Below are 25,517 nucleotides of genomic sequence, written 5' to 3'. Positions count from 1 at the left end.
TTGAACTATGGACATGATTATCAAAGTTTTTTTAAAAGTTTCCGCAGCTGGGGCAGGCACGCCTTCTTGACTGTTTCAAACTCAGTTTGAATGGCGGCAATATGTCGTACTGTACCCATCTGTTTATGCTTGCGGTAAGCGGTGAGGGGTTCGTTAATGTAGTAAAAATCTACCCTGTGCAATAACGTGCGGAGCCAAAATTCATAATCATGAGTAAAGGGCAGGGATTCATCGAAATACCCTATGTTGTGTACAAAATCTTTTCGCATCATAACAGTGCTGCCGTTCACCGGACAGTATGAAGCGAATGCTTCAATAAGTGCTCGAGCGGTCGGAAATTTCACAGTCGCACAACTCTCTGTGACCTGGCTGGATTCGTTTATAACGTGGTAATCTGTGTAGCTGATGGCAGCATTTTGCTGCTCCATAAACGCCAGTTGACGTTCAACCTTCGTCGGATAAAACATATCGTCCGAACTAAGCCAAGCAACATACGTTCCGGCAGCCAGCCTTATTCCGTGGTTGAGCGCACTTGCTGTTCCACCGTTGGCCTTAGTGATGTAATGGATGCGATCCATGTAAGGTTTAATCCGTTCCTTATGAATAGCAGACCCGTCATCCACTACAATAACTTCAATATCCCGGCAGGTCTGGTTCATTACACTAAGTAAAGCCTGGTCTACGTATCCGCAGTTAAAAAATGGAATGACAACAGTTACTTTCGGCAATGTTCTCTCACCTCTCTATTGTGTGGGCTGCAAGCACCGTCATATTACGATATGCTGATCGCAGGATATGATTGTGGACGAATTAGGCAGATTTACATGCACTGATCATTTTTTTTAGATAGCAGTCGAGGCAACTTTTTTTAGAGGAACGAATAGTTATTCGTACAACCCGGTATCTTCCTGCAACATACATATATTAAGACCACAAATAAGGAGGACCATAATTGAGAGTATTATTTAGCTATATCATACCGAGCGGCGGGATGGAAACTCTGAATAGAACCCGAGGCGAGGCGCTTCGAAAGCATGGCGTCGATTGTCATCTGCTGTACTCACGCTGCGGGGCAGGGATGCAGAACGCCTCGGACTCTCCTACACATGTTACGGACAATGATCAAGATATTCAACATCTTCTTAAAAATGAAGGGTTTCAAGCAGCGGTGGTTTCATCCGACTATATCATGCTGGAGAGACTTCGCCGCATGGGTTTTACAGGTCCCGTAATCTATGAAGCACAAGGCCTCGGTCAGATAGATCATGCAACCAGGCTGGTAACCCAAGCTTCGCCATACATTTTGGCTTATGCCGATGCGCTGCTGTACCCTCCAACTTCTCACCTCGTGCAGCTGTTTTCAAGGTTCCCGACCAAACTCCATTTTTGCTTTCCAAACTGTGTTGATACTGCGAAATTTCAATTCCGTCCACATGCAGGAACTTCTTATCCGGTCATCGGTTGGGTAGGTCGACTTGAACCAAACAAAAATTGGCGGGAGTGCCTGGAAATCGTTCATCGGATTGCGTTGTACGAACCGCAATTGCGGTTGTGGTTGTTCGAGGACTCCAATCTGTCTGCCGAACCGGAAAGGGCTGCTTTTCAGGCTGCGGTCGCGCGCTTAGGGCTTGGTCATCGAATCGACGTGTTCTCTAACGCACCGCATAGTGATATGCCTCATTATTACTCGGTTATAGGTGAATCAGGAGGATTTTTACTGTCATCGTCTGTTCTCGAAGGATTCGGATATGCAGTCGCTGAAGCCTTGAGCTGCCGCTGCCCGGTTCTTTCAACTGATTCCGACGGGGTGCGTGCTTTCATCAATCACAATTCAACAGGCAAGTTTTATCCTCTCGGCAACATTGGGCAGGCGGTTCAAGAAGGACTGGAACTGATGAAAAACGGGCCGCTGCGTGAGTCAATCCGAATGCGAGGCAGGTCGCATATCGAATCTTTATTCAGTTCAGACACCTACGCCGCTCATTTCATCGGGATGTTACACCGACTCGGTTTACAATAAAATCGCCTTGCAACATTAGCCAAGAAGGCTGGTGTGACAGGCGAACATCGACCTCGGCAATTCCAAGAGGCCTGGCATTTATTTTACACCTGATGAGGTTAGATTCGCCTTTTTGGAAAACAGATCCCGAAATGACTTACGCAAAATTAGAAGGAAAACGCCGGATATTGCTGTTCATTATGAGTCTGACACCGTTCGGGGTATATATAACGGGAGTAACCGGCTCTGCAAACTTACCCGTTACTCCAGGAAAATTTTCGACTGAGTACAATGGCGGGATTTTTGACGCTTTTGTAACAAAGCTGAATAGCTCCCCAGTCTGTGGCGACAAGGACAGTGAGTATTGCAAGGTTCCCCGCCTATGAAACACAACTCCGTGTAACCGGCGCTAACGTAGTTGCAGATTTTTTTGCCTCAAACGCTGCGGGCAATGTAAACGCTGCACAGCGCGTTCTGCAGGCAGAAGAAAACACGATTGCGGCTATAACTCCAGTTCCGTAAAATAAATGTATGCTGGGAAGGAGCGCTCTTAAATGGAACGAAACTGGTGGAAAGAAAGCGTTGTATACCAAATTTATCCGAGGAGCTTCAAAGACAGCAACGGGGACGGCATCGGGGACCTGCAGGGGATTATCTCCAAACTGGATTATGTAAAACAACTGGGAGTGGATGTCATCTGGCTGTCTCCCGTGTTTAAATCGCCGAATGACGACAACGGCTACGATATCAGCGATTACCGGGATATTATGGATGAATTCGGCACTATGAAGGATTGGGAGCAGCTAATCGAAGCGATTCACAGCGGGGGAATGAAGCTGATGATGGACCTGGTTGTAAACCATTCCTCTGACGAGCACTCCTGGTTTATTGAATCCCGAAAGTCCAGGGACAACGAATACCGCGATTATTATATTTGGAGGGACGGCCTTGACAACGGCTGGGAACCGAACAACTGGACCTCCGTCTTCGGCGGTTCGGCTTGGCAGTTTGACGAACAGACGGGGCAGTTCTTTCTTCATTTGTTCAGCAGGAAGCAGCCGGACCTGAACTGGGATAACCCTAAACTACGCCAGGAAATGTACGATATGATGACATGGTGGCTGGATAAAGGGGTAGACGGCTTCCGTATGGATGTGATCAACATGATCTCCAAAGCGGAAGGATTGCCGAGTGTTCCCGGAGGACAGCGCTACGCGTGGGGAGGCGAATTTTTTATGAACGGTCCCCGGGTGCATGAATATTTGCGGGAAATAAACGAGCGGGTTCTATCCAAGTACGATATCATGACGGTAGGGGAAACGCCGGGGGCTTCCACCGAGGAAGCTCTTCGGTATGCGAACGACGGGGGTACGGAGCTGAATATGATTTTTCAGTTCGACCATATGTCTTTGGATGAAGGCTGGGGCGGCAAGTGGGATGTAAGGCCGTGGGAGCTGCACCGGTTGAAGGAGACGATGTCGAAATGGCAGAAAGAGCTGGAAGGGAAAGCGTGGAACTCGTTGTACCTGAACAATCATGACCAGCCGCGGATGGTCTCGCGTTTCGGCAACGACGGTAAGTACCGGGTCGAATCGGCCAAAATGCTCGCTACTTTTCTCCATATGATGCATGGCACGCCCTATATCTATCAAGGGGAAGAGCTGGGCATGACGAACGTGCGGTTCGAGAAGCTTGAGGACTACAACGATCTCGAGACCCGCAACATGTACCGTCAGAGAGTGATTGAGAACGGAGCGGACCACAACGAGGTCATGAGCGCGATCTATCTGAAAGGCAGGGATAACGCCAGAACACCCATGCAGTGGGACGACAGCCCAAATGCGGGTTTTACGACCGGTACTCCTTGGCTGAAAGTGAATCCCAATTACACACATATCAACGCTGAAGCCGCTCTGAGGGACCTTGATTCGACGTACTTTTATTACCAAAAGCTGATTCAGCTCCGAAAAAAGCACGACATTATCGTATACGGGACATACGATCTTATTCTGGGGCCCCATCCGCAAATTTACGCGTACACCCGGTCACTCGGGAATGAAAAACTTGTGGTCATCAACAACTTTTCAGATCGCGATGCGCTGTTTGAGCTGCCGCAGGAGATCGTTTATACGGAAAAAGAGCTGCTGCTATCCAACTATGAGGTTGACGGCAACGAGGCTGTGGAAAGAATGGCTTTAATGCCATTCGAGGCCAGGGTATACTTGCTTACGTGATCCTGCTGAATCGGCTGCCGCCTCTGCGGCGGTTTTTTCGCACAAGCGAACCGGACAAGGCAGGGCGAATCCATTTGGTATAAGAGGGAGGGGCGGCTATGGGTAATGTCGACATGCTGCGCAGTTATCTAAAAGAAGGCGATTCCGTTGTTTTCCTGGGAGGAGCGGGTACCTCTACGGATAGCTCCATACCTGACTTCCGCTCGGCTTCCGGTTTATACGGCAGTGAAGCCGGAGCGGAGTTCCTTTATCCTCCGGAGGTCATGCTAAGCCACAGCTTCTTCATGGAAAACACGGAGGAATTCTACAGGTTCTATCTCTCGAAGATGATCTACAAGGATGCGAAGCCGAACTACGCTCATTCTGCGCTCGCACAGCTTGAACTCTCAGGCAAGCTGAAAGCGGTCATTACGCAGAATATCGACGGCCTGCATCAGATGGCGGGGAGCAGGAAAGTGATCGAGCTGCACGGCTCGGTCCACCGCAATACCTGTCTCGGCTGCGGCAGATTTTATTCGCTGGAGGAAATGCTTCGTCAGGCGGATACCGGAATTCCGAAGTGCGTCTGCGGAGGAGTGGTGAAACCGGACGTCGTGCTCTATGAGGAACCTCTGGACACCGAATTGTTGAGCGAGGCGGTTGGACTGATTGCAGACGCGGACATTCTTATCGTCGGGGGCACTTCACTGACCGTCTATCCCGCCGCAGGGCTGGTCGATTATTATCGGGGAAACCGGCTCGTTCTGATCAACCGGTCTGCTACGGGCTATGATGCCAAAGCGAACTTGATCATCAAGGATTCGATCGGAAAAGTGCTGAAAGAAGCGGTAAACTCGCTTGAATAATGGATCCGGGCGCTGACTGCTCCGCAGAAGGTATTGTTCATCAGAATTTGGCGGGATCTTCCGCGAACTCACTTACATATTTTGCGTTAAATTTATCCATAATATGTAAGACTGTGAACAATAACCGGATGAAGGAGTCGTTAAAATGTTGAAAAAATGGTACCTGCTCATGCTGCTTTTTACCCTGGTGGCGATGGGCTTACGAAAGCTCCCGTTAACCGGAGAGGCGTCTTCCGCTCCCGCGGAAGCGCCCCGCAATTTGATTGAAATCCAGACGAAGCAGGTGAACGTGAGCGCTGAGGGGAGCCGGGATATCGTACAACTTGCAGGCCGCAAACAAAATAACGCAAGCACGGCATACAACGAACTCACCATAAATGTATTTGACGGAGGCACCCGTGAAAGAAAGGCATCCCTTTCCTTAAAAGGCGGATACAATCCCAGAATGCGTTTCTGCGATCTCAACGGGGACAAGACCAATGAAATGCTGGTCTCTGTAGAGACCGAAAGCAGCGGCGGTGCAGTCGACCTGGCTATTTATTCCTTAAAAGAATTTAAGCCTGCCGGGATTCCCAATCCGCCCGAGCTGACCGCCACCGGCAGCCTGGAGGACCATTATGCGGCAAAAGTGAAGGTGGCAGAGGCTAACCGGACTTTTTCGCTGGATTTGAAGGACAAAATGGCAGCCTACGAACAAATGGGAATTTATCGCGGCGGAAAGCTGGTCAAGCCTGTCGAACTGAAGGTACACCCGTACAGCATATGGACTGCCAAAGACCTGGACCGCGACGGAGTGTGCGAATTGAGAGGCGTACAAAGAATCAGCGGCGTAGGCCATGAGGATACGGTAGGAAACGCGCAGTCCGTCTGGAAGTTGAAAGGTTCCGAATGGAAACCGATAGATATCCGTATCGAAAAATAGCAAAATTTTGTACAATTGAAGTACACAATGAAGTTATGTACCAGATGCGATATGAGGAGCTGCTGCCATCATGCAGATCGGAATCCCCAAAGAGATTAAAAATAATGAAAACCGGGTCGCCCTCACTCCGGCCGGTGTGTCGGAATTAGTGCGGTCCGGACATCAAGTGTTCGTTGAAACTGACGCCGGTTCCGAATCCGGGTTTTTAGATAACGAATATCAGGCGGCCGGCGCCGTAATCTCCTCTACTGCAGATGAGGTATGGGCGAAGGAAATGGTCATGAAAGTTAAAGAACCGCTTCCTAAGGAATATGAGCTTTTTCATGAAAAACTGATCTTGTTCACTTATCTTCACCTGGCTGCCGAACCGGAGCTGACCAAAGCCTTGATGGATAAAAAGGTGACTGCGATCGCTTACGAGACCGTCCAGCTTCCGGGCGGCCAGCTTCCTCTGCTGATGCCGATGAGCGAAGTGGCGGGACGCATGGCTGCTCAGATTGGAGCCCGGTTCCTGGAAAAGCCGCATGGCGGCAAAGGCTTACTGCTGGGCGGAGTGCCCGGAGTAACAAGAGGGAAGGTTACGGTCATAGGCGGCGGAATTGTCGGTACGAATGCCGCTAAAATTGCGGTGGGTTTGGGGGCGGATGTGACAATCATCGATCTGGACCCCAATCGGCTGCGCATGCTCGATGATTTGTTCGGCAACTCCATCAACACGCTCATTTCCACCTCTTCCAACATCGCCGAATCAGTTGCGGAATCGGACCTTGTAATCGGAGCGGTCCTCATTCCGGGGGCCAAAGCTCCCCGATTGGTGAAGGAAGAGATGGTGAAAGCGATGCCGGCCGGTTCAGTCATTGTGGATGTTGCGATTGATCAGGGAGGGATTTTTGAAACTTCCGACCGCCTTACCACGCACGATAACCCTGTACACATCAAACATGGCGTCCTGCACTACGCGGTGGCAAATATGCCGGGAGCCGTTCCCCGGACCTTCACCATCGCTTTGACCAATGTGACCGTCCCTTATGCGCTGCAGATTGCAGGCAAGGGTGTACAAGCAGCCGGTCTCAGCAGCACCTCCTTAAGAAAAGGCATCAATGTAATGGGCGGGCATATCACTTACGAGGCTGTGGCAGCCGCGCATGGATTGGAGTTCATAGACGCCAGCGCTTTGTTGTGAAAAATACCTTTCACTCAGGGGGGAGAAGCAGGAGCTGCTCAGGTGTATATTTTCCACCCCATATGAACTCCAAATCATACGCGGTCGAATCGTGACGGATCAAAATCATAAGTGAAACTATCGGCACGGCAATAATCAACGCAACTATCAATAACCATACAAAAAACTGAATCACTTCAACCATGTGCAATCCCTCCTTGGGCTTAGCTCACATTTTTTACTCACAGTTTATGAGTGCTTTTTATGAAAGATGTATGAACAATAGAAAAGCCGACCTGCTGCAGGTCGGCTTATTGCTCATCTTAAGTTATGCTGTGCTTTTGGCTTCAGGATTCCAAATGGAACGGCACTTTGACGATAATAATGTCCTTCCGTTTCAACAGCGCACGCTCAATAAAATACGCGGCCTGGTTATGAAGCATCCTATGCCACCATTTTTTGGTAATGAAAATCGGCAGAACCACTGTAATTTCATATTTATCGCCGACTCGCCGCTGGACTTGGTCAATAAACCGCAGTAACGGATCTTTAATGCTTCGATAACGTGAATAATACGTTTCTAACCGGACTCCAGGATTCCACGCCTCCCATTTCTGTTCGAACTTCTCCTCCGCCTCCTTATTGATGGCAACATGGAACGCAAGAATCTGTTCTGGCGAGCTTGATTCCAAGGCGTATTCGATCGAATTGCGCACGACTTGATTGATCCCTCCAACCGGGACAATCATCAGCGTGCTTTTCAAATGCAGTTCTTGATCGACAGCCATTTTTAACTGCTTGCCAACGCTGACATAGTGACGTTTGATTCTTACCATAACCCATACCAAAGCCGGAATAATAATGGCAATGGTCCAAGCTCCAGCTGCAAACTTTTCTACAAGGGAAATGATAACAACCGAGAAGGACATCACAGCACCCAGACCGTTGATGAATACCTTCGATTTCCAACTGGACGGTTTTTCTTTCAGCCACTTTTTAACCATGCCGGTTTGAGCAACCGTAAAAGAAAGAAATACCCCGATGGCATACAATGGAACAAGAGCATCGGTCTTGGCCCGAAATGCAATGATTAACAAGGCGGACATGACCGACAGAACGACAATACCGAAGTTGAGAGCAAGCCGGTCACCCCTGGCATGAAACTGTCTCGGCATATACCCGTCCTGTGCCACAATAGCGGCAAGAAGCGGAAAACCGGCAAACGCCGTATTTGTTGCAAGGAACAGAACGAGAGCGGTTGAGATTTGAACCGAATAATACAGCCACGAGCTTCCGAACAGAGTTGAGGCTATTTGAGAAAGCACCGTGGGATTTCCTGTTTCAGTAGGAGCAATGCCGTATAGATTGGCCAAAATAGAAGTCCCGCTGAACATCAAAAACAATAAAATACCCAGATATAAAAGTGTGGCTTTTGCATTCTTCACGGTTGGCTCCTGAAAGGCTGGAGTGGCATTAGAGATGGCTTCAACCCCGGTTAGTGCCGAACACCCCGAAGAGAATGCGCGGAGGAGAACATAGAGAGTCACACCCGCCGGTATATGCGCTGGCATGGAAATGGCGGCAGACGGAATCCCTTGGGTAATAACCTGATAAAAACCGGCAGCCAGCAGGGCAAAAATATTGAAAATAAAAAAGTAGGTCGGAAAAGCAAAAATGGTTCCGGCTTCCCGTACACCTCTCAGGTTGATAAAAGCAACAAGCGCTACGCCCAGCACGGAAAGCTCGACATTAAACGGAAGCAGTTGTGGAAAGGCGGACGTAATAGCGGCTACAGCAGCTGTTCCGGATACGGCGACGGTTAAAGTATAATCCACGAGCAGCGCGGCGCAGGCAATGAGGGACATTAGCGGATTATAGTTGTCCTTGGCCACTGCATAAGCGCCGCCGCCTTTTGGATAGCCATTGATCACTTGACGATACGAAATAATGAGGGTGAAGAGCAGAATCACTATGATTAGTGAAATAGGGAGACTAAACCATCTGGCCGCCAGTCCATAAGCAACAAGGGCAATTAAAATGGATTCCGTTCCATAAGCCACTGAAGATAGCGCGTCGGAAGAGAGGATAGGCAATGCCATCCATTTGGGCATGCGTTCTTCCTCCATCGATTCGGTGGACAACGGGCGGCCAAATAAAAAATGTTTCATTTTCATACTGATTCCATCTCCTACGATTTAATATGTATTTTTATACTTATCATTATTTAAACTTATAATTTCTAACATATCATCCCCATCTCCCCATTAAGACATACAAAATAATATCACGACCCTCAACCAGTATAATTCTTTTTTATCTATTGTTAAACTTTGTTGTTGATATTCTTATTGAAGGACAGTAATGTTCGATGGTGGAATATATAGTTGTATTTTTTGAAATAAGGGTTTGTGGTTATGAAAGTTACGATGAAGGATATTTCTGATAAAAGGAGGGGTTGAATCAATAATTCAAGCTTTTTTAAAGCAAGATTGCACATTATTGGTGCCAACATTTTCTTCTACTTTTGCTGTTGATCCCCCTGACAATAAGAGACCATTAGATATGGGAGCTATTCCAAAAGCAATTCGAAACATGCAGGAGAGAAAACGTGGTCTACATCAATTGAATTCATTTAACGCAATTGGTCCTCTTGCAGAGGAACATTACACAGCACGCCATTCTTCAGAATCCAATGATAACACATTGCGGGAATACTGATCGTGAACGATGTAATGATGCAATACTGGAAGGACCAATATTATTGTAAAATTTCAACTGTTATTACGATAACGAAGACGATATTTCGGAATCAACTGCCATAGGTGGTTTTTCTTTTGGTCAAAAATCAACAATTAAAGATAACAGAGCCTATCTATTTAGTCACAGTCGAGTGAGTCCAGCAGCGGGCACATCTCTCTATCGGGTGTTTAATTCTATACGGATGTGTATAAAAGATAGAATAAACACAAAAGAGGTGACTACCATGGAACAGAAAAAGAATACTGCAAAAATAGAGCAGCAGGGGAACAGGGACCACCCGGAGCAGTATCCGACTGAAAACGAAAGCTTATTCGACCTTTACGAAAGCGAACGGAACGTGGATCCGATTCCGATGGAAGATTTGAATATGGAAGTGAAGGAAGAGAAACAAAAAGGCGCCACAAAACATAATTCCTCAAGCGAGAAGAAGTATAAGAGCGGTTTCGAATGAATAATCGATACTCGGCAGGCTGTGCCCACAGCCTGTTTTTTCATTGTATAGGAAATTATGTTTTTCAGTGGCTGTGGATAAGTGTGGGTAGATACATTCATCCGCTGGGAGATGATGTTTCGCATCGCAAGTCGCCCGTCTCCTAAATCACCTTTGCGCCTTCGGCATTATATCAGGTAGGATCGATCGGAGTTACAGCGATACTCCCTTGGTTTTTAACGGTATAACCATCCGCCGTTCAGTACCTCAATGCGAGTTAGGAGAACCGCACATTGGGCAAAATTAAGGGAAATCCTACATCTAATTTGACTTCGATATCGTTAGAGATCTATCTAAATGGAAAACCTCCATCAAAAACAGCGGTTACTCTAATAATTCACTGGAATGGATGGTATTAACGGGAGATTTTCCAGTTATATGGGTCGGAATGCATCAAACAGAGAAAATATCAGTATGTTTTCCAGTTAATCAAAGTAAGCCAGCATACCGCAAGCCAGCACATTCCGGGCAACCCTTTCACCATTGCCTAGCAAAGATGGGGGCAGCGAGCCTTCTGTACATAACTTTTTCCTCATCAAGACCGCCGTCTTATGATCAATTTTTAAAAATGACGCTCCACCTCTTTCGGCGGGAACGGCCAGCCAGGTCAGTCTCTAATACCCCTCCATAAAAACAGAAAAACATCCTGCTTCCACTCGTCAGAATGGAATGGTATGTTCTTCGTCACTTATCCCTGATTATAATGTATGAACATGACAGTCCCTGTTTCTAAAAACACGTCTTTATTCATCCGCAGGGTGATTTTGTTCTGGACGGGATAGGCGGGAGGAGAGTGTTATGGTAAAATTCACAGTAAAACGTACGGGAAAGGCGGAGCTTCAGGATGCGCGAGAGGAATGTTATAATCCTTGCTTTGTTCTATGCTTTTATTTATATGAGCACAGGTTCGTTCTCCTCCTATATCGGAGTCTATTTCACAGAAGCGGGGATCGGGCATACCGAGATCGGCATCCTTACGTCCATAGGCGCTGTCGTCGGATTGTTCGCGCAGCCGTTGTGGGGTTTGGCAGGTGACCGGTCGAAAACGAAAAACCGCATCCTTATGCTTTGCACGCTGCTGTCCGGGCTGACCGTATGGCTGGTGCCCTGGGCTGGGTCGGAGTTTATGCCGCTTCTGTTTGCCATGGCTCTGTTCAGCTTGTTTCAAATTGCGATCAATCCATTAAGCGACGCGATTACATTGGAGCTGTCATCCAGAGGAGTCGTTCGATTCTCGAGTATCCGCACTTTCGGTTCGGTCGGGTATGCCCTCATTTCCGTTGTTGCCGGCTGGCTGTTTGCCAAACATATCGATACCATTTTTCTCGTGACCTCGCTTATTATGCTTGGTTGTTTTTTATTGTCTGTCGGCATTCCGCAGGTAAGAGGCCATCAAAGCGGCACGAAAAAAGTAAAGCTGGTGGAAATTTTTAAAAATAGGCAGTTGGTCGTAATGTATGCGTATACGCTCGTATTATCTGCTACTATGGGATTTTTGTGGTCATTCCAAGCCATCTACAGCAAGGAGCAGGGGATCAGCATGGAAGTGATCGGCGTAGGGCTTGCCGTCGGTTCGCTGAGCCAATTTCCGTTCATGATCTTTTTTCAGCGGTTTTATAATCGGTTCGGCATACGTAAAATCCTGCTTTTCTCCGGTGCGGTACATACGGTAAGATGGTGTTTTTACGCTTTCGCTCTAACCCCGGCCACCTATATTCTCAGCTGGATTCTGCACGGGGGGACTTATATTCTCTTCTATATGTGCCTTGCGGAGTATGTGAACAAGCATGTCGTAAAGGAGCTTAAGGCGACCGGGCAGATGCTTAATTCCGTCATCCAGCTGAGCATCGGCAAAATCATCGGCGGTATGCTGGGAGGACTGTATGCCGCCCGGTTTGGCTTTCATAACTCGTTTTTGCTTATGGCGGCAATAGGGGCGGTGTCCACGGCGGGTTTTTATCTGGTGAGCCGGTTCTACCGGGTGTTCACGGACATCAGGGGGCCGAAAATGGAGATCCAATCAGGCAGTCACACGGGATGAACCCCATATCCATCTCCCTGCAACGCGCCAAAGTATGGGTTAGCACCAAAAACCGTCAGGATAATCTGTTCCTGACGGTTTTTCTTCAATCGCCTAATAAATTACGAGATACGGTGCCCGACACCAACGGCAGGAACTTCTACAGCAGATGCCGGACCTAGCCTGCAGTTTCGTTCCACTTTTGCTGTGCGGCATGGACGTGTTCCCAGAAGTGTTCCAGCTCTTTTTTGGCAATCTCCCGTATAAAGCCGATGTCTTCGCCAATAAGATCCGGAGACCATTTTCTGCCCAAATTGGCATGAACTACTTCGTCGGCCCAATCGTAGTCTTGAAACTGCGTCATTAAAGGGTGCTTGGCTTGATCGCGGCAGAATTCATATTCGCCGGCTTTTCCAGGACGTTTCATAGCCCCTTCTTCAATACCGATCGCAAGCCAGGTGTATTGAGCTCCGGGGATTTTCGGTGCATTCACATCATAATCCGATGTGTATTGCGGACGGCTCATCCAGTCCACACCATCATTTTCCAGCGCGGCCTGACCGAATAAGGCATGCCTTACTTCGTCCCACAGATGACGGGCCAAGTCGCGGTAAAATTCCCAAGGCATGTTTTTTTGCGAGAAAATGACCCCGGCAATTAATTCAGCAGCGGTCATTTCTTCCTGCCTCACGCGCATTTTGGCGAGCAGTTCCTTTTGCACCGGATCTTCCGGCGGATTAGCCACACTGGTTCGCGCCCAGGTGACAGGGCCCATTTTCCGAGGATCCCGAATCGATTTAAGCGGCAATTTGTAGGGTTCGTGCGAACGCCAACGATAAGGCAGCACGGGTGTTTTTTCCTCAAGACCGTCTATTCCCCCTGCAGCAGCCAGGAAAGTGAGCATTTTTTGCCTAAACTCATCGCTGCCTTCCGGATAGATCCCTGAAGCTTCAACTTCCCGGATCATTTGTTCACCCCAGGCGAGCTGTTCCTCCAGGTCCAGGATCATTGTACGGAGAATACGAATACTAGGTTGGTCGACAATTTGCTGAGTGGAAGCTATATGCTTCTTGTATGCAGCGAGCATAGCGGGTTTCACAACGCCATAGATTCCGACGGCCAGCTCCAAATCATTGCGGGCTTGAATCAGCTCATCCATCAGCAGAGACAAAGACGCATCGGGCTCATGGTTCAGCACAGCCGGGGATGTACGCAGCTCCGTGATCCGTGACCGAAGTCTGTCGGCCGCGTCGGAATCCTCGTACAGATGCTTTCCAAGAGCAACTTTCAGGTTCCAATCCTCTGCGGCAGGCAGATGGCCCGCTGCGATTCGAAGCAGACTTTCATGCAGGAAACGATAGCGCTGCAAAACTTTTGCATTTTTCTCTACTCCATACTGTCCCAAAGCGTACGGATTTCTTATTCCGGCGAAACTTAACATGAAACTTCCCTCCCGCGGATTGTAAACGTTTGTGTAACTGCTTTCATTACATCAGATGACGGTTTGCCGTTCAATAGAGCAAAACGTTGCAATTGTGGATTTATTTGATATGGTTTTCTTGTGCCAATACCAAAAATTTATTCAGTGGATATAATGCCCGATATTCTTCGGTAGGCGCCAGATGCTGTGCGCGCGGATCGGCGAATTGCCTGCGGTACTCGGATGCCGTGGTTCCTTTGATTTTCAAAAAACAGCGGTAAAAATAATGTTCGTCATGGAATCCTACTTCATAGGCAATCTGTTTAATGGTGGAGTCGGTCTGAATAAGCAGCTGGCATGCCCTTTCAATGCGTCTGTAAGTGATTGCCTTTTGCGGGGAAATCCCCATATACCGGACAAAAATACGGGAAAAATGTTCATGCGTCCAGCCTTGCGTCTTGGCGACATCGGCAACTGAGAGTGGGAGATGAAGGTTGTTATCGATGAAATGGAGCGCTTTTGATATCTGGGGAGGGAGCTGCAAGCTGCTGGATGGCAAATCATCGGCTCCCGAAAGAGCATCTAACTCGGCCAAGAGCATACACAGCGCAAGATTGCACCTTTCCTTCCAGTGCGTATGTTTGACGGCAGCGAGGTGCAGGATATGCTTGAATAATGATGGAAGAAACGATGCATGGCCTAAATGCACAGAGCGGGCGTCAGGCGATGCCAAGATCGATAAATGATCGTTATCCGGCGGCAGGTCAAGACTAAAATGAATAAACAAGTGCCTTGTTGGCATGGCTGGATCGAAAATATAGGAATGCTCCTCCGCAGGCCGTGTCAGGACAAAGCACGGCTCTTCAAGAGCGTACACCCGGCCGTTCACCCTGTATTGCGTACCCGAGCCCACAGGAAAATAAACCAGCTCGTATTCATTGAGTTGTCTGGGCCCTAACGTCCAGCCCGCCTTCACGGTAAAATCACCGGCCATATTAATCCGGCAGTCCAAAACAGTGGATGCTTTCATCAGACACTTGTCCTTTCATAACGCGATTAATAGCAGAGCAGGAAAATTGTATCCCTTTACCGAATTTTGTAATATAACGTCTCCTGCAGCTCAGTGAAAATTGCTATCATAATTTCGAATGGGGGAATATGGATGCCGCTGCCAAAGAACTTACGAACGAACCTTTTCTCAGGCTTCCGTTTTAAACGCTTACATTCCATTGCAGTGCAATTATTTCTGTTGTTTTCTATCAGCATTATTATCCCGGTGCTCACCGGAGGTTATATGTCCTACAAAAAATCGGCTAACATGATCGAAGTCCAGGTGAGCAATGTAGCATCCTTGACTATAAAACAGGTGAGCGACAATCTTAATTATAGTTTTAAGGGCATTGATAATACTTCAATGAGGCTCCTCAGCGATAAAACGATTCACGAAGCGCTGCAAGCTAAGAATAACACATCTCCTTATGATAATTATAAGTTGAACCTCGAGGCGAAAAATTTTGTAATTTCATTAATCGCAAATATGCCTGAAATTCTGGATATTTATATATTGGATGTGAATAAGCAAAATTCGGTTGTAAGCTCAACTATCCAAATTGATCCCTGGCAAACAGAATGGTACAAAAGTATCATCGAATCTGACAGTCCCGCGGTTTGGTTCGGCTTATCCAATACTTCTTATTTGAAAGGCGTAAGCGTGGGCATTCCCGTGTTCGGATTGGGACGCAAGGTCATAGATGTAGAAACGGGCAAAATCATCGGCGTCATGTTCATCGAAGTAATAGGCAACGTGCTCAGTAAAACGCTGGATGATGTGAAATTCGGCCAGACAGGCTACACTTATGTGATCGACCAAAATAACAACTTTGCTTATCACCGCGACCCGTCCCTTTTTGGCAAAGCTTCAGATATGGTCTTGCCGAACAGGACACAAGTGATGAAGATGAGAAACGGCGATATGATGGTTATACCTGCTGAACTCGGGAACGGCTGGCGGGTTGCGGGTGTCGTGCCTGTCAGGGAGCTGGTGGCGAGCTCGACTGCCATTCGCGACTTGACCATCTGGATCGCTTTGGCTTCCGTCCTCTTGGCCGTGATTATGGGGTATTATGTGGCTCATAAGATAGGCCGTCCGCTCGTGTATTTAAGTAAACTCATGACGCGCAGCGAGGAAGGAGACTTAACCGTACGCTCCAATATAGCGGGCCGAAATGAGATAGGGCAGCTTAGCCGAAGCTTCAATAAAATGATTCGTCAAATCGACGCCCTCATCCAACGTATCGCCGAGGAAGAGAGCGAGAAGAAAAAAGCGGAGATCCGCGCCCTCCGCTACCAAATAAATCCTCATTTCCTTTATAACACGCTCAATTCCATCCGGTGGATGGCAAAGCTGCGCAGGACCGAAGATGTGGCTAATGCGATCTCCACGCTGGTGATTCTGCTTGAAGCGAGCCTCGAAAGAAGCGGATCCATTGTCAAATTGGGAGATGAGCTTGATTTGCTGAAGAAATATATGATTATACAGCAGTATAGATACAACAATGGTATCACTTTGAACATCCATTGTCCTCCGGAGCTGGAAAAGTTAAATTTGCCGAGAATGCTCCTGCAGCCACTTGTGGAAAACTCCATCTTCCATGGCATTGCGCCCAAGGAGAATAAAGGCTCCATCGAGGTGACCGTGTATACAGAAGGAACTGACGCAGTGATTGAGATTGAAGATGACGGCGTGGGAATAGAAAAGGATAAATTATCTCATCTGCTGACCGGCAAGGGCAGCGCCAGAACGAGCGGCATGACTCGCATCGGACTGTTACATGTTCATCAAACGCTGCAGCTGTATTACGGGGCCCCGTACGGGGTGTCGGTGCATAGCACGGAGGGTCAAGGAACGAGCGTCAGGCTGATTTTTCCAATACAAAAAGCTTCTGCAGAAGATCAGCCCGACAGTGTATACTAGTTTACAGAAAGGGGGATGGACATACATGTACCGAGTTCTGCTCGTTGATGACGAACCGTTCGCCCGGATGGGGCTAAGGTCTACATTTGATTGGGAGATCAATGGCTTCCAGGTGGTAGGGGAGGCATCGAACGGAAAAAATGCGCTTCAATGGATTGACCGGAACGAAGTGGATATTCTGATAACCGATATAGCGATGCCGGTGATGGATGGCCTTGAGCTTATGCGTGCGGCTCGGGAGCGCTGCCCATGGATCAAGATCGTTCTGCTTAGCTGCCACAGCGACTTTGCTTTTGTTCGGGAAGGAATACGTATGGGGGCATCGGATTACTTGCTCAAGCCAACTTTAGAACCGGACGATTTAAAAGAGGTTTTGGACAAGATCAAACAACAAATAGTGGAAGACAGGAAAATAAACCATTTTTATCTTCAGCAGGAGTTGTCGGGTAAACGGGCAGCTCTGGAAAAAGCATTCACACAGCTTATAGCGAGAGAAGAGACGGATATAAGTTTAACACTTGGCCTGCCGTGGCTGAATGAAGGGTATCGTATCGTGGTTTGCTTGCTGGACAATGCAGCTGAGCTGCGCTCCGAAAAAGGTGGCATTTTCATCGAGATCGTTGTAGAAGAAGTGCAGGAAAGCTTTTACGAGCTGGCAAGAGATGGTATTGCCTTTCGAAGCGACGCGGATCAGCTGATATTGGTCATGCCGGAAGCAGCGGAGGGAGAAGATTATTTTAAAGAGAGATTGGGAGCCTTTCATTCTTTGCTCAAGCAGAAAGGTGTGTCATTTACTTTTGGCATCAGTGGAAAAATCACCGGGGTAGAGAGGTTAAAGGAAGCCGTCCAGGAAGGACGTCAAGCTGCCAAAATGCGGTTTTACCAGGGGGCCGGCGGAATTCATTCGTATGAACAGGTCCCTAGTTCGGCAACAGGCAAAGAAGAAACGGAAGGATTAAAGAACATGCTGAAGGACTCGCTCACGGAAGGGGCAAGGGAAGAATCCTCCCATTATTTGCAAAAGCTCTTTATGTATTGGACATACGAGCATCGGACTCCGTCTGAGGTGAAGCGCGAAGCGTTGGATCTGCTCTATCTGTTCCAGATGTGGAAGAAGGATAATAAAGCCGTTACAATTGGGCAAATCGAGGCTCTGCGACTTATGGTATCGGTTGAACAGGTACAGGAATTGATAAGCTCCGCTTTCGAAGAGATTTGGAGGCAGCAGGATGAGATCACCGAAGACCAAGGAATCCACCGGCGCTCTGTGGCCAAGGCGATCGAGTATTTGAAAAGCAACTACAGGCGAAACGTCAGTCTGCAGGAAGTAGCTGACCATGTGTCCATGAGCAAAAATTATTTCAGTGAAGTGTTTAAGAAAAACACCGGGCAAAACTTTATCGATTACCTTATCCAGCTGAGGCTCAGATGTGCCAGCGAGCTTTTACGCACCTCGTCGCTGAAGGTGTATGAAGTTGCCGAAATGTCCGGATTTAACGATGTAAAGTACTTCAGTAAAGTATTTAAAAAGATCATGAAAGTGTCGCCGGCCGATTACAGGGAGAAAATCAGCTGATTGTTCAGACAGTTTCAAAACTTCGGAAATCAATACACCTTTTCGGAATAAAAGCGGTTTCACAAAACGGTGGATTAAAGCTATAATGAAAGCGTATTCAAATATTATATTGAAAAGGGTGATCGATATGAATTTGAAAGGGAAATTATCGCTTTCGTTGTTAACGGCGACAATGGCTTTATTTCCAGTGCTGCAAGCATGCAGTAATGGAGGGGGACAAGCTGGAGGGGGACAAGCTTCATCGACTGATGGGAATGCACCTAAAGCTGGAGAGAAAATAAAAATGAAATGGTCGACATGGGGCAACCCCGGCGAATTAGGCAGATTTCAGGAATTCACAAAGGACTATAATTCAAAGCATCCGAATGTTGAGTTTGAATTAATTCCAGTGCCGAGCGACTATGAACAAAAACTGTTGACCCAGCTCAGCGGGGGCACAGCGCCTGACGTGTTTTATGCCGGGGACGGCACGATTGCAAAAATGATCCAAAACCAGACCATTGCGGAACTGACGCCGTATTTGAAATCCGGAGACAATGTTAAAGAATCGGACTTCATTCAGGGCTTGTGGGGCGCAGCGAAGAAAGACGATAAAGTATACGGTGTGCCGGTTGACTGTAATCCTCTGATTCTATGGTATAACAAAAAATTGCTTCAGGATGCAGGAGTTACCACAATGCCCGCCGACCTTTATGAAAAGGGCGAGTGGAATTGGGAAAACTTCAAAGGAACACTTGAGAAATTGCGTGCAAAAGGAAAGCACGGATTTGTAATGGATAACGGTTGGACCAACTACTACAGCTTTGTAACCGCTAACGGAGGCACTCTCTACAATGACAAAGGGGAGTACGTGCAGGATAAAGATCCTAAGAGCGTAGACGCATACAAGTTCCTTTATGACAACGTGAAGAACAAAAACATAACGTTTGCTGGCACGCTGCCTAAGGGCCAGGGCGGAGACGCAATGTTTATGTCAAACCAGGTCGGATTTGTAACAGCAGGCCGCTGGTATCTTCCAATCTTTAAACAAAATAAAGACCTTCAATTTGATATCGTTCCATATCCGACTAACACCGGCAAGAAGATCGAGCCTGCCGCTGTAGCTACCGCGTATATGGTTTTGAATAAGAGCACTAAACATCCGAAAGAAGCCTATGACTTTATAAGCGCATTTGTTTCCAAGGAAGGCCAGAAGTTCCGCTTGCAGGGCGGCGGTAATGCGGTTCCTTCCGTACAGGGTGCTGATGACGTCGTATTGGAAGGCAATCTGCCTGAGCATGCGAAATATTTCATTGATGCACGTAATATCGGTTATGCCTTAACACCAGCTGAATCGGGAGTACCGGGTCTAAGCAAGGTTATCACCGACGAAATGGAAGCGCTTTGGCTAAAGGACGGCAAGCTTGACGAGACACTCAAGACTATCAATACAAAAGCCAACCAAAAGATCGCCGATTTCAAAGCAGGAAAGTAATTTCTAACCACTTACGGTTCTATGAACATAGGAAGGCTGCCATGGCCAATGCCATGGTGCCTTCCTCCATATGAAGGGGAAGGATGGTGGCATATGAACAAACGCGTGTCGGAAGGCCTTTGGGGTTATTTTTTCATTTTGCCCCAGATGATAGGACTCCTATTATTTGCACTAATTCCGCTCGTTTCCGCTATTGCTTTGAGCATGATGAAGTGGGATGGATTCGGCAAGAAAGAATTTATAGGATTCGGGAATTTTGCCGGCCAGTTCAGTAATCCGGATTTTAGACTGGCACTGCTTAATACGGCAGAATATACGCTTTTAGTGGTTCCTGTCGGTATTTTTCTCGCTATATTGGTCGCCGTGGCGCTAAACAAGGTACGAGGCAAAGTCTTCTATCGATTGTTTTATTATATGCCGGTCGTGACCGGATCTATCGCTGTCTCTGTTGTTTGGCTGTGGCTACTCAACTCGGATTTCGGGATCATTAACGTTTACTTAAAGCAGTGGTTTGGGATCATAGGTCCCGATTGGTTGACGAACCGGTCGCTCGTTATTCCGTCAATCGCACTGCTCAGCGTCTGGTGGGGGCTAGGAGGAAACATGGTATTGTTCCTGGCCGGTTTGCAGGGGATTTCGTCCAGCTACTACGAGGCTGCACAGATTGATGGGGCCAACAAATTTCATCAGTTCTGGCACATCACTCTTCCATTGTTGTCTCCGACGACTTTTTTTGCAACGATTATGTCCATTATCGGATCGTTCCAGGTGTTTGACCAATCGTTTGTTATGACTGGCGGAGGGCCGGCAAAGGCCAGCTACACGATAGTGTATCATATTTACCAGCTGGCATTCGTAGACTTCACTTTCGGCAAGAGTGCTGCAGCAGCCGTTATTTTGTTCATAATTATCCTGACACTGACCCTGATACAAATGAACATGTCAAAGCGCTGGGTGCATTACGGGGGTTAATTTCTCACAAAAGGAGGGGATGTAATGGAAGCAAAAATGGAAGCTAAATCCCAAAACCGGCGGATAACCGCGGCAGCGATTAGAACGAATCGGAGCGGAACTAGTCCCATTGCCACGCTGCTGCTGCATGTGGTACTGATTATAGGCGCCATATTAATGACAGGCCCGTTTATCTGGATGATTCTCAGCTCATTAAAACAGTTTTCACAAGTCTTTCTGATCCCGCCCAAATGGATTCCCGATCCCTGGGAATGGGGGAATTATAAAAGATCGTGGGAAGCTTTGCCGTTCGGCAGGGCATATTTTAACAGTTTCTATATCGCTTTAATTTCCGTTGCAGGCCAGTTGATTACCTGCTCGATGGCGGCTTATGCGTTCGCCAAAGTTAGATTTCCATTCCGTGAGTCCATCTTCGTCTTATTTCTGGCGACCATGATGGTTCCTCACCAAGTGACTATTATACCTCTTTATTTGATGATGAAAGGTATTGGATGGCTGGATACGCATTATGCATTAATAGTACCCAGTGCACTGTTTAACGCTTTTGGAGTATTTATGCTTCGTCAGTTTATGAAGAGTATCCCCGATGAATTAGAGGAAGCGGCCATCGTCGATGGAGCCAATCGCTTAACGATCTATTGGCGCATTATCCTGCCGTTGGTGAAGCCCGCGCTTGCGGCACTAGCCATATTCACATTTCTCGGCATGTGGAACAGCTTTTTCGGACCTCTCATCTTCTTGAACAGTCCAGATAAATTTACTGTACCGCTTCTCCTCAATTTATTCCGCGGTATGTATATAACAGACTGGACATTGTTGATGGCGGGTTCAGCGATCGCTGTCATTCCGGTGCTTATCGTTTATATTTTCGGCCAGAGATATATTATTGAGGGCGTTACCTTAACTGGAATAAAAGGATGATTTTTTCAGATATATGAAGGACGATAGAGTTCAATCATTACACCGAAGGCTGCCGCCGATTCCGTTCGGCAGCCTTTTTGCCAATGGGGCAGGATCCCGGATGAGTGGAAAATAAGCGCGAGGAGGTTCGATAATGTCAATCGTTTGTGAGCACTGCGGAGAGTACGTGGAAACTTCCGTAAAAAAAGAAATGGAGCTGCGTGTTTGTCCTGAGTGCGGGTATGAGGAGAAAATCACAATGTTAGCGTTGTTCATCGTGACAGGGGCGAGCGGAGTCGGCAAGACGACCGTGGCTAAGCGGCTCCGCGAAACACTGCCGGATTGTGACATATTTGACACCGACGAAATGCACGCTGCTGATTGGGACCAGGCACGATCCAATTGGCTCAAGGTAGCGTTTCAGGTTGCGCAGTGCGGCAGGCATACAGTGCTGTGCGGCACCATGATGCCGCGAGACGTCGAAAAGTGTGACCATTACCGGTTCTTTCGGGAGGTGTATTATCTTAACCTGCATTGCGACGACGCAGCACGGGAGAAGCGGCTTCGCAGCCGGCCGCAGTGGAGAGGATGCACCGAGGAGTTCATAGAGGAGCATAAGCAGTTTGCGCGGTGGCTGCTGGATAACGCGGCTGTGGAATACGACCCGCCGATGCAAATAGTGGACAATACGAGCATACAGCCGGAAGAAACAGCCTTACGAATACGAGACTGGGTGAACGGGAGAAGGCAATAATGTTATGAGCATGCAATATTATCCGGCGCCTTTCAGCCTACAAAATACGCATGACTTCAGGAAAAGCCGGTGACTCGCATCGTTTTCCAATCAGATTAAACCTCGTATAGCACATCTAGGCGGAGTTGCTATTTCACCAACACAACGATTCCCAGGCTTAAGGTAGTCAGAGAATAGCTTAAAAGTAGAATCTTCGACCATTTATTCATTCATGCACCACGCCATTCATTTTAGATTGTACATTGTATGAGACGGGCGGATAAAATGATTGGGTGATTAGGTAATGCGAGATATAAAGTTTTGTCATTTTCACAGCTGCGTTCAGATGAGCGAATAGACAGTACATTTGCGCTGCCAGACTGGATGCTGGTGAAAATAAAAACTAAAAAAATCAAAAGAAGGCTGCCCATAAAGCAGCCTTCTTTCTTCACTCTTACATCGCTGTTACAGTTCCATTACTGCAGCTCGGTTCTTTTTTGCAGGAAGCGGTAGAATGCGGTGGCAGCCTGCGCGCGCGTAACGACGCTGTCAGGATGGAAATACCCGACGTCAGTCGTCATGATTCTGAGACCTGTAACGATGGCGACCTGGCCTGTATGCTTGACCTGATCAGAGTCCGCTACATTCAGCGCGAAAATATCTTTGTTCTGCGCTAATTTGTAATAACCGAGCGCGCGGACGATCATTTCCGCCAGGTCATCGCGGGTAATCTTGGCGCCCGCGTCAAAGTTACCGCCTGTACGGTCCAGCAGCTTACGGTCAACCGCGGTTTCTACAAAGGAGAAGTAGGGAGATGCCGCACTGACATCTGCAAAGGAAGCTTTGCGTTCCGTTCCAAACATCGGGCCAAAATTGCCGACGCCATTCATAGCAGCAACCAGCATTTTAACCATTTCGCCGCGTGTAATGCTTTCATCCGGAGCGACCTTTCCGTCTTTTACTTCAAGCGCCTTGTAATCAAGCATCAACTGCAGTTCCTTTTGCGCCCAATGCCCGTTGATATCCTTAACCTGGACCTTTTCCAGCGATGTCAGCTCTCCGGTGTCCGCGCTTCTCCAATTTCCGGTGACGGCATCAAGAAATACCTGCTCCATTCCATTCTTCGGCACCATCTGATACACAAGCTTCGCTGTTTTATCTTCCGGCTTCGCAGCAGGCTGTCCTGTTTTCATAGCATTAATGTAAAGATATTCGTTCGGCAGGGAATAGCGCAGTTCCACGTTATATTGCGAGAAAAAGAGATCCTTTGCTTTTGCAGGAGGCAGCACCTCCGGTGTTATGTTCGGGTAAGCGATGTCTGACAACTGATTGTAAAAATTCATCACTTCTCCGGTGTCGGCATTGATCGCTGCGGTAACATTTTCGCTTTCCGAGCCGATGCCATTTACTAGCCGTTTGAATGTAAAGTTATACGCCCGTGTCCCTTTAAACTTGGGATCCTTCATATTAGGGACAGGCATAGGAAACAAATACAGTTCGTGAGTATGGTAGGGCACAACCTTTTTGATAAAGTCTATTGCGATCGCTTTTGCCTGTTCCATAGAAACTTTCGGATCTTCCTGATTCTGGGGACCGCCATAGTAGGGTACGTACCAGCCATAATTGATAACTTCACCCGACTTGCTGTTTACGCTCGCCGATATATTTTGGTCGAATCCGCCTTTGTCTCCGGGCACGCGCCAGTTTATATTCCAAGAAGATACAAGCTTCCAAGGGTTATATCTTGTATTTTCCTGGTAAGAAGCATTGTTCAGGACGGCGTTGTCGGGAATCTTGAACATCGATTTGGCTTTGGACAGCGCCTGTTCCTGCGTCAAATTGAGATCGTTGGACGGGGCTTCTGCGAGCGGTTTGTCCGTCAATGGCTTGTTATCATACACTTGATCGTATTTGTCGCCATTGAAATTTAGCAATTCACCGGTTCCCGCGTCCAGCATAAATATTCCGGCAGCAGGCTGATAGGATAAATAAGGCTTGATTTCGGACTGCTGCTGCATGCGCCAAGGAAGTTTATACGTTAACGATAAATTTAATTTGTCCTGAAAAGTTTTCGTGGCATCCTGCAAACTGATTGCGGATTTTTCATCCTGAAATTTTACGGAGTTATCCCAACGATAATCATAGCCTACGACTTTTCCGTTTCCGTCTATGGTCACACCGATTTGATTCTGGGCATATCGGATACCATGGACGGTGCGGTCAAACCTGATATTATAACGGATGTTGCCATTCAGAGGCGGCTGGAAGGATTTTTCAAAATCAGCGTTGTAAATGAGTTCGGACTTTTCCTCCGGGTTCACCTTGGCGATAAATTGCTGTGCGATCTCTTTGGCTTGCGGCAGGTCTACTTTGGGCGGAAAGGATGCTTGGCTGCCCGGATCGTTATCATCGATATGGAAATTAATCAATTTACCGGTCGCGGCATCGATGGCACCGTTGGCATTACCGAAATAACGCTCCTGATTCTTTTTGGCGAAATTGAGATTCCAGACTCCATGGTTCAGATAGTTAAAATTCGAGTTGTAATTGACCGCCTGCAGCACATAATCCTCGGGAATCGTGACAAAACTCCGAAATAGCTCGATCGCCTTCTCCTTGCTGATCTGAGCTGCAGCGCTGTCATTCGGCATGCTTGATTTGGCGTCCATGGATGATACCGCTTGCGCAGTACCCGCCGATGCATCAGCAGCCAATACTGGGGATACGAAGGATAAAATAAACGCTGTAGACAACCCGACAATGCCGGCCCTTTCCAAAAACCTCATAATCTTATTCCTCCTGGTCTTTTAAGCTTTCAATCACAAACAAGGTAAATTATGTATAAATTAGCTGCTATAACATTAGACGGCGGATGATTGGGAAAAGTTGCATTGCAGTGTGTTAATATTTGGAAATTAAAACCTTCCGATCATCTGGCATTGCACTTTGTGCAATAGAAACTGCGAATGAAGGTGGATTTTCGAATTTCCTATACAACAAAAAAGTGAGTCACATATAGGCATGACTAATATGTGA

At 47.6% G+C, this 25,517-nt stretch carries 21 protein-coding genes; 15 read left to right on the top strand and 6 right to left on the bottom strand.

Annotated features, from left to right (window positions below; translation table 11 throughout):
* Window positions 1-20: 20 nt before the first annotated feature.
* The gene (locus ACZ5N7_RS05835) at window positions 21-728 is read right to left on the bottom strand and encodes a glycosyltransferase (protein ID WP_464658180.1); all 708 of its coding nucleotides are present in this window, start codon (window positions 726-728) and stop codon (window positions 21-23) included.
* A 224-nt stretch (window positions 729-952) separates the two neighbouring features.
* On the opposite strand from ACZ5N7_RS05835, the gene ACZ5N7_RS05830 reads away from it, so the two are divergent.
* The 5 genes from ACZ5N7_RS05830 (at window position 953) to ald (ending at window position 7,183) form a co-directional block, all read left to right on the top strand.
* The gene (locus ACZ5N7_RS05830) at window positions 953-2,020 is read left to right on the top strand and encodes a glycosyltransferase family 4 protein (protein ID WP_464658179.1); all 1,068 of its coding nucleotides are present in this window, start codon (window positions 953-955) and stop codon (window positions 2,018-2,020) included.
* A 533-nt stretch (window positions 2,021-2,553) separates the two neighbouring features.
* Window positions 2,554-4,233: a glycoside hydrolase family 13 protein gene (locus tag ACZ5N7_RS05825; RefSeq protein ID WP_464658178.1), complete on the top strand. Its 1,680-nt coding sequence runs from the start codon at window positions 2,554-2,556 to the stop codon at window positions 4,231-4,233.
* A 98-nt stretch (window positions 4,234-4,331) separates the two neighbouring features.
* Complete coding sequence (locus ACZ5N7_RS05820; protein ID WP_464658177.1) at window positions 4,332-5,078, top strand: NAD-dependent protein deacylase; 747 nt, start codon at window positions 4,332-4,334, stop codon at window positions 5,076-5,078.
* A 145-nt stretch (window positions 5,079-5,223) separates the two neighbouring features.
* Window positions 5,224-6,000, top strand: a complete 777-nt coding sequence (locus ACZ5N7_RS05815) for a hypothetical protein (RefSeq protein WP_464658176.1) — start codon at window positions 5,224-5,226, stop codon at window positions 5,998-6,000.
* Between the two features lie 70 nt (window positions 6,001-6,070).
* Entirely contained in the window at window positions 6,071-7,183 is a 1,113-nt protein-coding gene (gene ald, locus ACZ5N7_RS05810; RefSeq protein WP_464658175.1) for an alanine dehydrogenase, read from the top strand.
* Between the two features lie 10 nt (window positions 7,184-7,193).
* On the opposite strand, the gene ACZ5N7_RS05805 is transcribed toward ald, so the two are convergent.
* A complete protein-coding gene (locus tag ACZ5N7_RS05805; protein WP_464658174.1) occupies window positions 7,194-7,367 on the bottom strand; it encodes a hypothetical protein in 174 nt (57 codons plus the stop codon).
* Window positions 7,368-7,509: 142 nt separating this feature from the next.
* Window positions 7,510-9,336 carry an APC family permease gene (locus tag ACZ5N7_RS05800; RefSeq protein ID WP_464658173.1) on the bottom strand — a complete coding sequence of 609 codons (1,827 nt, stop codon included), beginning with the start codon at window positions 9,334-9,336 and terminating at the stop codon, window positions 7,510-7,512.
* A gap of 259 nt (window positions 9,337-9,595) precedes the next feature.
* On the opposite strand from ACZ5N7_RS05800, the gene ACZ5N7_RS05795 reads away from it, so the two are divergent.
* From ACZ5N7_RS05795 to ACZ5N7_RS05780, 4 genes are all read left to right on the top strand, one after another.
* On the top strand, window positions 9,596-9,880 hold the full coding sequence (locus tag ACZ5N7_RS05795) for an AAC(3) family N-acetyltransferase (protein ID WP_464659159.1): 285 nt from the start codon (window positions 9,596-9,598) through the stop codon (window positions 9,878-9,880).
* Between the two features lie 265 nt (window positions 9,881-10,145).
* The gene (locus ACZ5N7_RS05790) at window positions 10,146-10,373 is read left to right on the top strand and encodes a hypothetical protein (protein ID WP_464658172.1); all 228 of its coding nucleotides are present in this window, start codon (window positions 10,146-10,148) and stop codon (window positions 10,371-10,373) included.
* 883 nt (window positions 10,374-11,256) lie between these two features.
* Entirely contained in the window at window positions 11,257-12,453 is a 1,197-nt protein-coding gene (locus ACZ5N7_RS05785) for an MFS transporter (RefSeq protein WP_464658171.1), read from the top strand.
* On the top strand, window positions 12,450-12,614 hold the full coding sequence (locus ACZ5N7_RS05780) for a hypothetical protein (RefSeq protein WP_464658170.1): 165 nt from the start codon (window positions 12,450-12,452) through the stop codon (window positions 12,612-12,614). The genes ACZ5N7_RS05785 and ACZ5N7_RS05780 overlap by 4 nt, the downstream gene beginning before the upstream one ends.
* Here ACZ5N7_RS05780 and ACZ5N7_RS05775 read toward each other — a convergent pair.
* Complete coding sequence (locus ACZ5N7_RS05775; RefSeq protein ID WP_464658169.1) at window positions 12,611-13,873, bottom strand: hypothetical protein; 1,263 nt, start codon at window positions 13,871-13,873, stop codon at window positions 12,611-12,613. The genes ACZ5N7_RS05780 and ACZ5N7_RS05775 overlap by 4 nt on opposite strands.
* A gap of 100 nt (window positions 13,874-13,973) precedes the next feature.
* Window positions 13,974-14,882 carry a helix-turn-helix domain-containing protein gene (locus tag ACZ5N7_RS05770; protein ID WP_464658168.1) on the bottom strand — a complete coding sequence of 303 codons (909 nt, stop codon included), beginning with the start codon at window positions 14,880-14,882 and terminating at the stop codon, window positions 13,974-13,976.
* 264 nt (window positions 14,883-15,146) lie between these two features.
* Between ACZ5N7_RS05770 and ACZ5N7_RS05765 the strand changes: the two genes are divergently transcribed.
* The 6 genes from ACZ5N7_RS05765 to ACZ5N7_RS05740 all read left to right on the top strand — a co-directional run bounded on the left by ACZ5N7_RS05765 (window position 15,147) and on the right by ACZ5N7_RS05740 (window position 22,502).
* Window positions 15,147-16,826: a sensor histidine kinase gene (locus ACZ5N7_RS05765; RefSeq protein ID WP_464658167.1), complete on the top strand. Its 1,680-nt coding sequence runs from the start codon at window positions 15,147-15,149 to the stop codon at window positions 16,824-16,826.
* Between the two features lie 25 nt (window positions 16,827-16,851).
* Window positions 16,852-18,402, top strand: a complete 1,551-nt coding sequence (locus ACZ5N7_RS05760) for a response regulator (RefSeq protein WP_464658166.1) — start codon at window positions 16,852-16,854, stop codon at window positions 18,400-18,402.
* A gap of 127 nt (window positions 18,403-18,529) precedes the next feature.
* A complete protein-coding gene (locus tag ACZ5N7_RS05755; RefSeq protein ID WP_464658165.1) occupies window positions 18,530-19,876 on the top strand; it encodes an ABC transporter substrate-binding protein in 1,347 nt (448 codons plus the stop codon).
* Between the two features lie 93 nt (window positions 19,877-19,969).
* Complete coding sequence (locus ACZ5N7_RS05750; RefSeq protein ID WP_464658164.1) at window positions 19,970-20,848, top strand: carbohydrate ABC transporter permease; 879 nt, start codon at window positions 19,970-19,972, stop codon at window positions 20,846-20,848.
* 24 nt (window positions 20,849-20,872) lie between these two features.
* Entirely contained in the window at window positions 20,873-21,769 is an 897-nt protein-coding gene (locus ACZ5N7_RS05745; protein WP_464658163.1) for a carbohydrate ABC transporter permease, read from the top strand.
* Between the two features lie 133 nt (window positions 21,770-21,902).
* Window positions 21,903-22,502, top strand: coding sequence for a P-loop nucleotide/nucleoside kinase family protein (locus ACZ5N7_RS05740; protein ID WP_464658162.1), 600 nt, complete (start codon window positions 21,903-21,905; stop codon window positions 22,500-22,502).
* A 455-nt stretch (window positions 22,503-22,957) separates the two neighbouring features.
* Here the strand turns inward: ACZ5N7_RS05740 and ACZ5N7_RS05735 are convergent, their stop codons facing one another.
* The gene (locus tag ACZ5N7_RS05735; RefSeq protein ID WP_464658161.1) at window positions 22,958-25,267 is read right to left on the bottom strand and encodes a YcdB/YcdC domain-containing protein; all 2,310 of its coding nucleotides are present in this window, start codon (window positions 25,265-25,267) and stop codon (window positions 22,958-22,960) included.
* Between the last annotated feature and the right edge of the window lie 250 nt (window positions 25,268-25,517).

This window comes from Paenibacillus sp. JCM 18996 (assembly GCF_055392555.1).
This window is presented reverse-complemented; position numbering and strand designations above follow the sequence as displayed.